Genomic DNA, 12,679 nt, shown 5'->3' with positions numbered 1-12,679 from the left:
GCTGGCCGCCCCCGGCCGGCGATGACGACGCCGGCGGCGACCGGCGCGGACGGGCCGCCGAGGACGGCGGCGCCGGTGTGCGACCGGCGCGGCTTGACGGCGCGACGCCCGCGGGGCGAGATCGTCCCCATGCGCGTCGTCGCCACGCTCGTGCTGCTCGGGGCGGTCGCGGCGTGTGGGCGCAAGGCCGCGCGCGAGGGCGCGCCGGTGGCGCCGCCCCCAGACGGCGGCGCGCTCGACGCGCGGCCGGCGCCGATCCCGCCCGACGCGACGCCCGCGGTCGACGGCGCGGTCGTGGGCGCGGTCGTGGGCGCGGCGCCGCCGCTCGATCCGACGCTGGTGACGCTCGGGCCGGCGGTCCGCCTGGCGTCGCGGCCGGTCCGGACCCGGAAGATCGCGGGCGCGGCCGTGCCGGTCGTGGCGCTGACCAACCGCAAGGCGCAGGCGGCGATCGACGCCGCGCTGGCGGCGGCCGCGCGCGACGGCAGCGCGTGTCGGGTCATGCTCGCGACCGACGAGCTGGTGACGATGCGGTGCCTGGTCGACGACGGGATGTCGGCCGGGACGCTCGCCGACGACGACGCGCTCCACCTCGCGATCGCCGGCGCGACCGTGACGCCGATCGAGCCGAGCGCGCTGTTCCACCCCGGCACCGATCTGCCGCGGGTCCTGGCGGCGTCGGTGGGCGACGCGACGCCGGCCGGGGGACGGCTGGTGATCGGCGCGCTCGGCGTGGTCGAGCACCGCGCCGGCGACGGCGTCGACGTGGTGTACCCGTGGCGGGCGCTGGCGCCGCACGTGCGCGCGGACGGCCCGCTGGGGCCCGCGCTGGTGGCGGCCGGCCTGCCGCTGGCGCCGCCTGGCACCGCCGCGCTGCCCTTGCCCCCGGCGACGATCGCCCTGGCGCCGCACGCCCGGGGCGAGGCGATCGCGGCGTGGTGGCGTCTCGACGACGCTGGCCGGGGCGCGGTGCGCTTGCTCGCGCCGGCTGGCGACGACTTCGGGCCGCGGCTCTTGTTCCCGCCCGGCACCGATCGCGGCGCCGCGGCCGCCGTCGGCGCGGGCGCGCCCATCGTCGACGCGGTCCTGGTCGCCGCGGCCGCGACCCTGGCGCTGGCGCGGACGAGCGAGGCGACCGAGCTGCGGGCCGCGATCGGGACGCGTGCGCCGATCGTGCGGCTGGTGCCGCGCGGCGCGATCGTGGCCGCCGCGGCTGGGGCCATCGACGGGACCGCCTCGCAGCTCGGGCGCGGCTGGGCGCTGGCGGGGCTGGCCAGCGGCGACGCCGGCTGGGTCCCCGGCCGCGTGGTGGCGTCGACGAGCTGCGCGCCGGCCGCGCCCGCCGACGTGCCGGCGACGCTGACCGGCACCGGCGCGCTGACGATCGCCGACGCGGTGACGCCGGTCGCTTGGTTCGCCGGCGCTGCGCTGGGCGGGGGCGGCGGCACGGCGATCGCGATCCACGCGCTGGCCGGCTGCGTCGTCGGCGCGCAGGTGCGCCGGCTGGTCGTGGCGGGCGAGCTGCGCGACCTGTGGTTCGTGCGCGCCGACGGCGATCGCGGGCCGGCGCTGATCGTCGTGGTCACCGCGCCGGTCGCCAACGCGCCGGCGCGCACGGTCACCGTGTTCGGCGACGGCGACGCGCCGGTCTTCCAGCGCGCGCTCGAGCGCGGCGAGGTGACCGGCCCCGACCCGCGCGGACCCGCAGGCCGCGCCGGCTACTACCCGGTGGTGCTCGACGGGCGCGCGTGGCTGCGCTGGGACGGCGCCACGCTCAGCGATCAGCCCGCGGCCCCGTGACCGTCGGCGTCAGGCGCGCGCGCAGGGCGCGCTTGGCGCGGTGGGTGCGCAGCTTGATCGCCGCCTCGGACACGCCCAGCGTGGTCGCGGCCTCGCGCTCGGTGCAGTCGTCGTAGAAGCGCAGCGCCAGGATCTCGCGGTACGGGCCCGCGAGCGCGCCGACGTGATCGGCGACGACCCGCGCGGTCTCGGCCTCGGTCAACGCCTCGATCGGCGTCGCTGGTGGCGTCGCCAGCGGCGCGGCGGCGGCGTGGCCCGCGGCCCGACGGGCCAGCGAGCGCTCGCGGCGCAGGTGGCTGAACGCGGCGGTGGTGGCGATGCGGTACAGCCACGTCCGGTAGCGCGCGTCGCCGCGGAAGCTGGCGCGGTGGCGGAACGCCTGGAGCATCGCGTCCTGCGCGACGTCGCTGGCGGCCTCGCGGTCGCCGACGATGCGGCGCGCGACGGCGTAGACGAACCGGTGGTCATCATCGAGCTGCGCGGCGGCGCGGTCAGGGCGAGCGTCCATGCCACCCATTCGCGGCGACCGGCCCGATCGGATGACCGCGGCGCGCAGAAAGTGCGATCGCCCGTCGACGATTCGTCCCGGCTGACCGTCGCTCAGATCCGGATCTGGCTCTCGAGCACGATCTCGCCGGACGCCAGCGCGAGCTGGAAGGTCTCGGGCACGCCATCGTCGAGCGTCAGCGTCGGGATCGACACGATGGCCCGACCGCGATCAGGCACGAGCGTCCCGGCCGCGACCCGCTGGCCGCCTCGCACCAGCCACACCTGATAACCGTCGACCGGCGCATCGGCCGGGATGTTGGCCGCGACGACGTACGCGCGCTTGACGCCGCGGTGATAGATCGCGTTGGCGGCGAGGTCGCGGGCGGCCGGGCCGCGGCGATCGAGCGGGATGAGCTGGGTGCCGGGCAGCTCGAGCAGCGCCACGGCCTCGTCGGCGAGCAGATCGCGCGCGCGCAGCTCGGTCAGATCGCGGCGACAGGCGTCGAGGTCGGACCGGGTCGAGGTCGCCGCCGCCAGCGCGGTGTCGCGCGCGCGGACCTGACCTATCAGGCCGGCCTCGCGCTCGGCGCGGCGGTCGCGATCGAGCCACAGCAGCACCGCGGCGGCGACCGCGACGGTCGCGACCGCCCAGCCGAGCCACGGCGGCACCCGCGTCGGCGCGGCGCGGCGCGGCGCCGGCGGCAGCGCGCGCTCGATCCGCGCCCAGACCTCGGGCGCCGGCGCGGCGGGCGGCAGCGCCGCGGCCAGGAGCGCCGTCGTCGCGAACGCGCGCGCGTGCGCGGCCTGGCACGCCGGGGTCGGCGCGTCGGCGAGGTAGCGCTCCATCGCGGCGCGCTCGAGGTCGGTCAGGCCACCGAGGGCCCAGGTCTCGACCCGGTCGAGGAACTCGGCCTCGGTCATGGCCGCGCCTCCGGCGCCAGCTCGTCGAGCAAGGTCCCCAGCCGGGTCATGGCGGCGCGCACCCGGCTCTTGAACGTGCCGAGCGCCGCGCCGAGGTGATCGGCGGCCTCGCTCTGGGACATGCCCTGGAAGTACATGAGCTCGATCGCCTGGCGCTGATCGTCGGGCAGCGCCGTCAGGGCCTGGGCGATGCGGTCCCGGGCCTGGCGCTGGGCCGCGTCCTCGTGGGGCGACGAGGCCGAGGATAGCTCGACGTCGGCGCCGGCGACCGCGGCGGTCGGCCGCGTGCCGCGCCGGCGCAGGCGGTCGATCGCGCGGCGGTGGGCCAGCATCGTCACCCAGGATACGAGCGAGCCGCGCGCTGGATCGAACCCGCGCGCGCGGTGCCAGATCTCGACGAAGGTCTCCTGGACCACGTCGTCGGCGTCGCTGGGGTTGCCCAGCACCTTGGCCGCGACGGCGCGGACCCGCGGGCCCAGGCGATCGTAGAGCTGCCGCAGCGCCGCGGCGTCACCCGCGGCGATCCGTTCGATCAGCGACGGATCGACGTCGAACAGGCTCGCGATCCAGGCCAGCACGATCGACACGGGAGTTGGGTAGCCTGTCGGCCGCCGCGGCGCAAGCGCGCGGCCGATCCGCGCGGAAGACAGCGTCGTGGACACGGCAGCTCCTGGGTGGGACGTCCGGCGCGCCGCGGAGGTTTCGCGCGACCGACGCGCGCGCGGCGCGGCGACGATCGCGACCCGATCGCGGCCGATCGCGCGTAACGACCGCGGGGCCGGCGCGCTCATAGGTCCCGTTCGTGTCCGGTGTGCGGACCGCACCGCCGCGCGGCGGCGACGCACGCCCCCACCTCGCCTAGGAGACCCTCATGAAGACGTTCGCCCTGACCGCCCTCGCTGTGTGCTCGCTCGCCGCCTGCGGTGACTCCGATGATCCCGTGATCGATCCGCCCGGCCCGGTGTCGATCGTCGAGACCGCCCAGGCGACGCCGTCACTGTCGACCCTGGTCGCCGCGGTGCAGTTCGCCTCCGACGACGGCGACCTCGTCGATCTGCTCGCCGCGCCCGGCGCGCTGACGGTGTTCGCGCCCACCAACGCCGCGTTCGACGCGCTCGCGGTCGAGCTGACCGGGAACGCCGGCGCCACCGGCGCGGACCTGCTGACCGAGGCCAACAAGCCGCTGTTGCGGACGGTGCTGACCTACCACGTGTTGACGGCCGAGGTCGGCTCGGCCGCGATCCCGTTCGGCATGCCGATCACCACCGCCGAGGGCAGCATCTTCAAGATCGAGCCCGGCCCGCCGCCGACCATCACCGATGGCCGCAACCGGACCGCCGCGATCACCGCGGTCGACATCGACGCGACCAACGGCGTGGTCCACCTGATCGATCGGGTGATCCTGCCGGCGGATCAGAACATCGTCGAGCGGGCCCAGGGGCTCGCGGCCGGTGACCCGGCCGAGTTCACGATCCTGGTCGAGGCGGTGGTCGCCGCCGGGCTGGTCGACACGCTGTCGGGCCCAGGGCCGTTCACGGTGTTCGCGCCGACCGACGCGGCCTTCGCCGCGCTGCTGACGGAGCTCGGGGTCACCAAGGAGGCGCTGCTCGCGGACACCGCGCTCTTGACCCGGGTGCTGACCTACCACGTCGTGGCCGCCCAGGTCCTCGAGGCCCAGGTGCCGGTCAACATGGCGATCACGACCGTCGAGACCGGGACGTTCACCGTCGACGGCGACCTGCGCATCACCGACGGCCGCGACCGCGTGGCCAACATCGTCGGCACCGACGTGTTCGCGACCAACGGCGTCATCCACGTCCTCGACCGCGTGATCCTGCCGGCGCCGTGACCGCGGCTCCGGCTACCCGCCGGCGGCGACGTCGACCAGCGTCGGGGCCAGCACCCGGACCAGGTCGACGCCGGTGAGCGCGACCAGGAAGCCGCGCTGACCGCCGTTGACGTACAGGCACGGCAGCGCGGCGACGGTGCGCTCGCAGTAGATCGGCATCCGGGCGCGCAGCCCGAACGGAGATGTGCCGCCGACCTGGTATCCCGAGTGCTTGTCGGCGACCGCGGGCGCGCACGGCGCGGTGGTCTTGACCCCGAGCGTGCGCGCCAGGTTCTTGGCCGAGACCTCGCGGTCGCCGTGCATGAGCACGCACATCGGTCGCCGTCGGTCGTCCTCGAAGATCAGCGTCTTCACGACCAGGTGCTCGTCGACCCCGAGGTGCGCGGCCGAAGCGGCCGTGCCGCCGTGCGGCGCCCAGGTGTAGAGGTGCGGCGTGAAGGCCACGCCGGCCGCGCGCAACGCCCGGACGGCCATGGTGACAGGGTGCGCGGGCGCCACGGCGGGATCATAGCGCCGCTCGACGCGCCGGCCCCGCGGTGGCGCCGCGCTGCTACACTGCGGCGGTGACCTCCCCAGACGCCGCGGTGCACGCGCCGGCCGAGCACGCCCACCACGGCGATCTGGCGGTGGCCGCGACCCACGGCGAGCGTCGCACCGCCTGGGTCGTCGTGATCACGTTCCTGACCATGGTCGCCGAGCTGATCGCGGGCCATGTCACGGGTTCGCTGGCGCTGACCGCTGACGGCTGGCACATGGCCTCGCACGCCGGCGCGCTGGGCCTGGCGCTGGGCGCGTACTGGTTCGCGCGCACGCGCGCGGCCTCGAGCCACTTCACGTTCGGGACCGGTAAGGTCTACGCGCTGGCCGGGTTCACCAGCGGCGTGCTGCTGGTGGTCGTGGCCGGCTGGATGGGGATCGAGGCGGTCCTGCGGCTGCGCGAGCACGCGGTGGTGGCCTACGGCGAGGCGATCCCGATCGCGGTCGGCGGGCTGGTCGTCAACCTCGCGTGCGCGCTGATCCTCGGCGCCGATCATGGCCACGACCACGGCCACGGCGGGCACGCCCATGAGCACGGCGCCGACGTGCACGGCGATCACGATCACGGCGATCACGAACATGGCGATCACGAACATGGCGATCACGATCATGGCGATCACGATCATGGCGGCCACGATCACGACCACGGCCACGGCGCGCGGACGGCCGAGGCGCCGCCGGCGACCGATCACAACCTGCGCGCGGCGTACGTCCACGTGCTGGCCGACGCGCTCACCAGCGTGCTGGCGATCGGCGCGCTGGTCGCCGGTAAGTACGCGGGCCTGTGGTACCTCGACGCTGCGGTCGGCCTGCTCGGCGGCCTGGTGATCGGGCGCTGGGCCATCGGCCTGTGCCGGACCGCGGCGCTGCCGCTGCTCGACGTGGTGCCCTCGCACCAGGTGGCCCACACGATCGAGACACGGCTCGAGCAGATCGACGACGTCCGGGTCGCCGACCTGCACCTGTGGGACATGGCGCCGGGGCGGCGCGGGTGCATCGTCACGCTCGTGACCGCGGCGCCGCGCGACGTGCAGTACTACCGGGCCGCGATCCTGGCGACGGCGCCGATCGCCCACCTCACCGTCGAGATTCACCGCTGCTCGCGCGGCCACGCCCCGGCATGATCGGCGACGATGTAGGCAGGTGGCGGGGGTGGCCCTACGTCTCCATGCTCGTGACGTAGCGTCGGTTACAGCTTGTCCGCGACCGAGACGCCGGCGTCACGCTCGCGTGAGGAAAGGCGAGGTAACCGTTCACCAGTAGCGGGTGTCGCCAGTGATACACGAGGCTCCGGTCCGGGGGGACCTCGCCCAGGAGACACCGAATGCCCAGCGGCACGGACAACACTGCGGTCAACCGCCTCATCGATCTCGCGCAGCAGCGCCCCGTCGAAACCGACGACGAGCTGTTCGCGTCCCCGCGCCCGGCGCCGGCGACCCGCACGGCGCTGCCACCGCCGTTCCCGGCCCGGGGCGCGGTCTCGGCCATGCCGCCGCCGCTGCCGCGCAACCGCGCGCCCGCGGCCACCCGCACCGACCTGGTCGCGGCGCCGCGCGTGCCGGCGCCGGTCGGCGCGCCCCGCACCGAGACCTCGCCGATCGCGGCCGCGCCGCCGCCCGCGCCGGTGATCGCGGCCGCGCCGCCGCCCGCGCCGGTGATCGCGGCGTCCGCGTCGAACGAGCACGACGTCCCGACCCGGCCGTTCGACCTGGTCGAGCCCGAGCTGGTCGACGAGGAGATCGATCCCCACGCCGTGGCCGCGCTCGCCGCGCTGGCGGTCAGCGAGCTCGATCGGACCCCCAGCGTCGAGGCCAGGTTCTGGCACGACAGCGAGGACGATCACGACGCCGACCGCGACGCCGACAGCGTCGACGTCTCGTTCGACGAACCGGCGCCGGTGCAGGTCCGCACCAGCCGGCGCTACGCGCCGCGCGCCGCCCGGGTCGAGGCGACGGAGATCGGGCGCATGCCGCGCGCGCCGAGCGGCGGTCGCTCGTGGATCTGGATCGGCGGCGCGTTCATCCTCGGCGTCGCCGCGACCGCGGTCATCGCGTGGCCGCGCGGCGCGGCGGTCGCGCCGCCAGCGGCGGTCGCCACGGCGCCGATCGCGGCGCCGGCCCCGATCGCGGCGCCGATCGTCACGCCGACGGCGGCGCCGATCCCGGCGCCACCCGTCGCGGTGGTCGCCGCGGCGCCCGAGGTCGCGGCCGAGCCGGTGGCGGCGGCCGAGGTCGCGGCCGAGCCCGAGGCCGCCGCCGAGCCTGAGGTCGCGGCCGAGCCCGAGGTCGCGGCGGCGCCCGAGGTCGCGGCGGCGCCGGTGGTCGCCGCGCCGGCGCGCCCGCGGCCCGCGCGTCCTCGTCCGGTCGAGGCGGCCCCGGCGCGGTCCGCGCCAGCCCGCACCGGGTCTCCGCGCGTCGCGCCTCCGCGCGTCGCCGCGGCGGCTCCGACCGGCGCCGCGGTGCTGATGATCGGCGCGAAGCCGCCGTGCGAGATCGTCGTCGACGGCAAGCGCACCGGCCTCACCACCCCGCAGCGTGCGCTCAAGCTGAAGCCGGGCCCGCACCGCGTGACGCTGGTGAATCGCCAGTACGGGATCTCCGAGTCGTTCTCGATCACCGCGACCGCGGGCACGCCGGTCAAGGTCGTGAAGGATCTCACGGCCAAGATGCGCCGCTGACCGCGGCGGACCCGGCGCAGCGGCCGCGCCGCGACGGGTATACAATGGGGCCGATGACCGAGGGATCCGCCGAAGCGCGCGCGCCGCAGGTCACGGTGGTCGCGTTCGACTTCGCCGGCAAGCAGGATCCGACGATCCCGCTGGCCGAGGCGCCGGCCGCGATGGCCGCCGGCCGGTTCGTCTGGATCGACGTCGACATCACCCACACGGCCGAGGCCCGCCGCCTGCTCACCGAGCTGGCGATGTTCGCGCCGGAGATCGTCGACGACGCGCTGTCGCTCGAGCCGGCCACGCAGATCGCCCGCTACGACGACTACGTGCACCTGGTCATGTCGGGCTGCCGCCTGGTCGGCCCCAAGTTCGACCTCGAGCGCGTCGACGCGATCATGGGCGCCGAGTTCCTGGTGACGTTGCACCGCGGGCCGACGGTGTTCCTCGACGCCGTGCGCAAGAGCTTCCACGCCGACTTCGTGCGCTTCGCGCAGAGCCCGAGCTTCATGCTCTACGAGCTCTGGGATCACCTGATCGACAACTACCTCTCGGTCCACAAGGTGTTCGAGGAGCGGGTCGAGCAGGTCCAGCACGCGCTGATCGCCACGGTCGACGAGTCGGTGTTCCCGCTCGCGTCGGAGCTGACCTCCGACCTGCTGCACCTGCGCAAGGTCGTGCTCCCGGCCCGCGCGGTGCTGACCGATCTGTCGACCCGCAAGTCGCCGTTCGTCAGCGAGGCGACCCAGCCGTTCCTCGGCAACATGGTCGGCACCGTCGAGCGCGTGCTGCAGGACGTGCTGGTCGATCGCGACATCCTGTCGGGCGCGCTCAACAACTACATGTCCATGGTCGCGCACCAGACCAACAAGGTCATGAGCAAGCTGACCGTCGTCAGCGTGATCTTCCTGCCGCTGACGTTCCTGTGCGGCGTCTACGGCATGAACTTCAAGGTCCTGCCCGAGGCCGAGTGGCACTACGGCTACCTGTACTTCTGGGGCCTGGCGCTGGTGATCGTGGGCGGGCTCCTCTACCTCATGCGCCGCAACAAGCTCTTGTGACCGGGCGGCGTGCGCTATGGTCGAGGCCATGGCGCACGATCTTCGCGACGTCGGCGGCACCCGCGGCGGCCTCGGCATGTTCGTCATCGGGCTGGCGATGGCCATCGGCGGCCTGTACCTGCTGTTCCAGCAGGTCGACGTCCACGGCGGCTACTGGCGCTGGGGCGCCGGCGACGATCGGACTTTCGGGCTGACGCTCCTGCCGCTGCTGGCCGGGGTCGGGGTGCTGTTCTGGGACGGCTCGTCGAAGGTCGGCTGGCTCCTGGCCGGCGGCGGCTTGCTGATCATCGTGCTCGGGATCATCGCCAACATGCGCATCCACCTGCGGTCGATGACGCTCTACGACACGCTGATCATCCTGGTGCTGATCGCCGGCGGCCTCGGCGTGATCGCGCGGTCGCTGCGACCGAGCGGCGGCGGTGGCGGCGGCGGTGGCGGCGGTGGTGGTGGCGGCGGTGGCGGCGGTGACGGCCCGAGCCCGCCCGCGCCATGATCACCACGGTCTCGTTCGACGCCGGCCAGACGCTGATCGAGCTCGACACCGCGATGCTGGCCGCGCGCCTGGCCGAGCGCGGCGTCGTCGCGCACCCGGCGGCGCTCGCGGCGGCGCAGCCGGCGGCGTGGCAGCACTACGAGCGGGTCGTCCGCGCCGGCGGGCACGCGCAGCCGTGGCAGGGGTTCATGGCCCAGCTGATCGCGACCGCGGCGGGCGTCGACGGCGCGCGCGCCGACGCGCTGGCGGCGTGGCTGTGGACCGAGCAGCCGGCGCGCAACCTGTGGCGGCGGCCGGTGCCGGGGATGCGCGCGCTCGTGCGCGATCTGCGCGCGGCCGGCGTCGCGGTCGGGGTGCTGTCGAACTCCGAGGGCCGCCTGGCCGAGCTGTTCGCCGAGATCGGCTGGGCTGACGAGTTCGCGGCGGTGATCGACTCGGGCAAGGTCGGCGTCGACAAGCCCGACCCCCGGATCTTCGCGCTGACCTTGGCCGCGCTCGGGGGCGCGCCGGCGACGGCGGTCCACGTCGGCGACTCGCGCTCGGCCGACGTCGACGGGGCGCGCGCGGCCGGCTGGCGCGCGATCTGGTTCGGGCCGACCGCGGCGGCGACGCCGAGCGCGGCCGCCGCCGACGTGGCGATCGCCGCCGACGCCGCCGGCGTGCGCGCGGCGCTGACCGCGTGGGGCGTGGCCGGGGTCAGCGATCCCAGCGCTCGAGCATGACCTCGTGGCCGCCGAGGTCGACCGGGCGCGCGTAGGTGCGGCGCAGGCCGGCGCGGGCCAGGGGCGGGCCGGTGCGGCTCGCCGCCGGCGTCAGCCACACCAGCCGCCCGCGCGCGGTCAGGCGCGCCGGCACCCGCGCCGCGAACTCGGCCAGGAGCGCGCCGACGTCGCCGCGCAGGCGCATGCCCATCGGCGGGTTGGTGACGATCACGTCGACCGGCGGCGGCGCGTGGGTCAGGGCGTCGGCCAGGGTCAGGGTCGCGCGCGCCGCGACGCCGGCGGCGGTGAGGTTGGCGGTCGCCGCCGCCAGCGACCGCTCGTCGAGATCGCTGCCGTGGAGCGCGCCGTCGGTGAGCCGGGCCAGCTCGCACAGCTCGCCGCCGGATCCGACGAACGGATCCCACGCGGTGGTGTCGGCGGTCGGCGCGGCGACCCGGGCCAGGGCCGCGGCGATCGTCGGGTGCGACGCCGCCGGGATGTCGGTGACCCGCCACGCGAAGCGCGCGTCGCCGAGCGCGCGCGGGCGGAGCTCGAGGTGGTGCTCGTCGGCGCCGATCACCACGTCCCAGGTCGCGTCGCGCGGCTGGTTCTGCAGCGCCGGCGTCCGGGCCCGCACCGCCGCCGCCGTCGCCCACACCAGCGCCCGGCGGTGGCCGCCGCGCGCGAAGTCGAGGCGCCAGCGGATCGCGCCCTCGGTCCACGCCGCCAGCAGCGCGCCGACCTCGTCGGCGGCGAGGGCGTCGGCGATCGCCTCGGCGGTGGCCTTGGCCAGCGGGCGCAGGATCCCGATCGCCAGCGCGATCCGCACCTCGGCTACCTGCGCGAGCGGTCCGCCGAGCAGCGCCATCACCCGGCCCGGGCCGAGGCGCAGCGGTAGGACGCCGGCCTCGTCGAGCTCGGCGGCCAGCAGCGGCTCGAGCCCGGCCCGGCAGTGGCCCACGACGATGACCGGCGTCGCCGGGGCCCGATCGAGCACCAGCGTCGAGGCGCGCGCGTCGGCGTCGCGCTCGCTGATCAGGAGCGCGCGGGCGCGCCGGCGGACCAGCTCGGGATCGCCGTCGTCGGCCGCGGCCGCCAGCCGAGCGCGGGCGTCGTCGCCGCCGACCTTGCCGAGCGCGTCGGCGACGGCCCGGCGCAGCGGCGGCGCCAGCTCGGGGCGGTCCCACAGCGCGCACAGCGCGGCGCGGGCGTCGTCGCCGCCGACCTTGCCGAGCCCGACGACCGCCGCCCGCTGCGTGCGCGGGCGCGGGTCGGCGAGGGTGGCGATCAGCGCGGCGCGGGCGTCGGGATCTCGGGCCGCGGCGTCGGCCAGCACCGTGGCCAGCGCCGCGCCGGTGGCGTCGGCGGCGCCGGCGAGCGCGGCCGCGATCGCGCGCGTCACCACCTCGGCCGGCGCCCGGGCCAGCGCCCGGCGCAAGGTCGGCGCCAGCTCGCCGTCGTCGATCAGCGCCACCAGCGGCGCGACGTCGCGGCGGCCGGGCGTGTAGCCGGCCTCGGCCAGGCGCGCCCGCAGGCGATCGCGATCGGGGTCGGTCACCGACGGCACTTTGCCCGGCGATGATCGTCGACGCAACCGATCGGCGACGGGTACACTAGCCCGATGCGGATTCGCGCGCGGCACGTCGTGACCCTCGGGCTGGTGGCGGCGTGCGGCGGCGACGACGCCGCAGCGATCGACCCGTCGGTGCCCGACACGCCCTACTGCAGCCCGGTCGCCGGCTTCACCTCGACCGCGCTCGAGGACGAGATCCTGGTGATCGTCAACCAGCACCGCGCCGCGGGCGCCACCTGCGGCGGCCAGGCCCAGCCGGCGGTGCCGCCGCTGACGATGGCGCCGGCGCTGCGGTGCGCGGCCCGGGTCCACACCAAGGACATGTTCGACCGCAGCTACTTCGATCACACCAACCCCGAGGGCCAGGCGCCGTGGGATCGGATGGAGCTGGCCGGCTACGCCTGGCGCGCGGCCGGCGAGAACATCGCCGGCGGTAACAGCACCGCGGCCGCGACGATGGGGCAGTGGATGAACAGCACCGGCCACTGCATGAACATCATGAACGGCGACTTCGTCGACATCGGCGTCGGCCACGTCGAGGCCGGCGCGCTGTGGACCCAGGTGTTCGGAGCGCCGCGATGATCCGCCAG

The 12,679-nt window shown here is 75.8% G+C and carries 13 protein-coding genes; 8 read left to right on the top strand and 5 right to left on the bottom strand.

All coding sequences use genetic code 11. The features are described 5' to 3' along the window. Positions 1-129: 129 nt before the first annotated feature. Complete coding sequence (locus IPL61_37435; protein ID MBK9036876.1) at positions 130-1,800, top strand: hypothetical protein; 1,671 nt, start codon at positions 130-132, stop codon at positions 1,798-1,800. Here IPL61_37435 and IPL61_37430 read toward each other — a convergent pair. From IPL61_37430 to IPL61_37420, 3 genes are all read right to left on the bottom strand, one after another. Continuing rightward, the gene (locus IPL61_37430; GenBank protein MBK9036875.1) at positions 1,775-2,308 is read right to left on the bottom strand and encodes a sigma-70 family RNA polymerase sigma factor; all 534 of its coding nucleotides are present in this window, start codon (positions 2,306-2,308) and stop codon (positions 1,775-1,777) included. The two genes, IPL61_37435 and IPL61_37430, sit on opposite strands and share 26 nt — an antisense overlap. Before the next feature lie 92 nt (positions 2,309-2,400). Further along, positions 2,401-3,210, bottom strand: coding sequence for an anti-sigma factor (locus IPL61_37425; protein ID MBK9036874.1), 810 nt, complete (start codon positions 3,208-3,210; stop codon positions 2,401-2,403). Beyond that, positions 3,207-3,797, bottom strand: a complete 591-nt coding sequence (locus IPL61_37420) for a sigma-70 family RNA polymerase sigma factor (protein MBK9036873.1) — start codon at positions 3,795-3,797, stop codon at positions 3,207-3,209. The genes IPL61_37425 and IPL61_37420 overlap by 4 nt, the downstream gene beginning before the upstream one ends. 284 nt (positions 3,798-4,081) lie before the next feature. Between IPL61_37420 and IPL61_37415 the strand changes: the two genes are divergently transcribed. Then, positions 4,082-5,059, top strand: coding sequence for a fasciclin domain-containing protein (locus IPL61_37415; protein ID MBK9036872.1), 978 nt, complete (start codon positions 4,082-4,084; stop codon positions 5,057-5,059). 12 nt (positions 5,060-5,071) lie between these two features. Here the strand turns inward: IPL61_37415 and IPL61_37410 are convergent, their stop codons facing one another. After that, positions 5,072-5,533 (bottom strand): aminoacyl-tRNA deacylase, encoded by a 462-nt coding sequence (locus tag IPL61_37410; GenBank protein ID MBK9036871.1) that lies wholly within the window; start codon positions 5,531-5,533, stop codon positions 5,072-5,074. A gap of 110 nt (positions 5,534-5,643) precedes the next feature. Between IPL61_37410 and dmeF the strand changes: the two genes are divergently transcribed. From dmeF to IPL61_37385, 5 genes are all read left to right on the top strand, one after another. Next, complete coding sequence (gene dmeF, locus IPL61_37405; protein ID MBK9036870.1) at positions 5,644-6,720, top strand: CDF family Co(II)/Ni(II) efflux transporter DmeF; 1,077 nt, start codon at positions 5,644-5,646, stop codon at positions 6,718-6,720. Positions 6,721-6,920: 200 nt separating this feature from the next. After that, complete coding sequence (locus tag IPL61_37400; protein MBK9036869.1) at positions 6,921-8,273, top strand: hypothetical protein; 1,353 nt, start codon at positions 6,921-6,923, stop codon at positions 8,271-8,273. A gap of 53 nt (positions 8,274-8,326) precedes the next feature. After that, on the top strand, positions 8,327-9,322 hold the full coding sequence (locus IPL61_37395) for a magnesium transporter CorA family protein (protein MBK9036868.1): 996 nt from the start codon (positions 8,327-8,329) through the stop codon (positions 9,320-9,322). Positions 9,323-9,350: 28 nt separating this feature from the next. Beyond that, positions 9,351-9,815: a hypothetical protein gene (locus IPL61_37390; protein ID MBK9036867.1), complete on the top strand. Its 465-nt coding sequence runs from the start codon at positions 9,351-9,353 to the stop codon at positions 9,813-9,815. Continuing rightward, the gene (locus IPL61_37385; protein ID MBK9036866.1) at positions 9,812-10,537 is read left to right on the top strand and encodes an HAD family hydrolase; all 726 of its coding nucleotides are present in this window, start codon (positions 9,812-9,814) and stop codon (positions 10,535-10,537) included. Before IPL61_37390 ends, IPL61_37385 begins: the two co-directional genes overlap by 4 nt. On the opposite strand, the gene IPL61_37380 is transcribed toward IPL61_37385, so the two are convergent. Then, positions 10,512-12,074: a HEAT repeat domain-containing protein gene (locus tag IPL61_37380; GenBank protein MBK9036865.1), complete on the bottom strand. Its 1,563-nt coding sequence runs from the start codon at positions 12,072-12,074 to the stop codon at positions 10,512-10,514. The genes IPL61_37385 and IPL61_37380 overlap by 26 nt on opposite strands. Before the next feature lie 63 nt (positions 12,075-12,137). Here IPL61_37380 and IPL61_37375 point away from each other — a divergent pair, with 63 nt between their 5' ends. After that, on the top strand, positions 12,138-12,671 hold the full coding sequence (locus IPL61_37375) for a CAP domain-containing protein (GenBank protein ID MBK9036864.1): 534 nt from the start codon (positions 12,138-12,140) through the stop codon (positions 12,669-12,671). The last annotated feature ends 8 nt before the right edge of the window (positions 12,672-12,679 follow it).

The organism is Myxococcales bacterium (genome assembly GCA_016717005.1).
In the GTDB taxonomy this organism is placed as follows: domain Bacteria; phylum Myxococcota_A; class Polyangia; order Haliangiales; family Haliangiaceae; genus UBA2376.
This window is presented reverse-complemented; position numbering and strand designations above follow the sequence as displayed.

What these genes read in the sequence shown, in the direction of transcription:
- IPL61_37435 (MBK9036876.1), top strand. Translation starts at nt 130, where the DNA reads ATGCGCGTCGTCGCCACGCTCGTGCTGCTCGGGGCGGTCGCGGCGTGT.
- IPL61_37430 (MBK9036875.1), bottom strand. Translation starts at nt 2,308, where the DNA reads ATGGACGCTCGCCCTGACCGCGCCGCCGCGCAGCTCGATGATGACCAC.
- IPL61_37425 (MBK9036874.1), bottom strand. Translation starts at nt 3,210, where the DNA reads ATGACCGAGGCCGAGTTCCTCGACCGGGTCGAGACCTGGGCCCTCGGT.
- IPL61_37415 (MBK9036872.1), top strand. Translation starts at nt 4,082, where the DNA reads ATGAAGACGTTCGCCCTGACCGCCCTCGCTGTGTGCTCGCTCGCCGCC.
- IPL61_37410 (MBK9036871.1), bottom strand. Translation starts at nt 5,533, where the DNA reads ATGGCCGTCCGGGCGTTGCGCGCGGCCGGCGTGGCCTTCACGCCGCAC.
- IPL61_37400 (MBK9036869.1), top strand. Translation starts at nt 6,921, where the DNA reads ATGCCCAGCGGCACGGACAACACTGCGGTCAACCGCCTCATCGATCTC.
- IPL61_37395 (MBK9036868.1), top strand. Translation starts at nt 8,327, where the DNA reads ATGACCGAGGGATCCGCCGAAGCGCGCGCGCCGCAGGTCACGGTGGTC.
- IPL61_37390 (MBK9036867.1), top strand. Translation starts at nt 9,351, where the DNA reads ATGGCGCACGATCTTCGCGACGTCGGCGGCACCCGCGGCGGCCTCGGC.
- IPL61_37385 (MBK9036866.1), top strand. Translation starts at nt 9,812, where the DNA reads ATGATCACCACGGTCTCGTTCGACGCCGGCCAGACGCTGATCGAGCTC.
- IPL61_37375 (MBK9036864.1), top strand. Translation starts at nt 12,138, where the DNA reads ATGCGGATTCGCGCGCGGCACGTCGTGACCCTCGGGCTGGTGGCGGCG.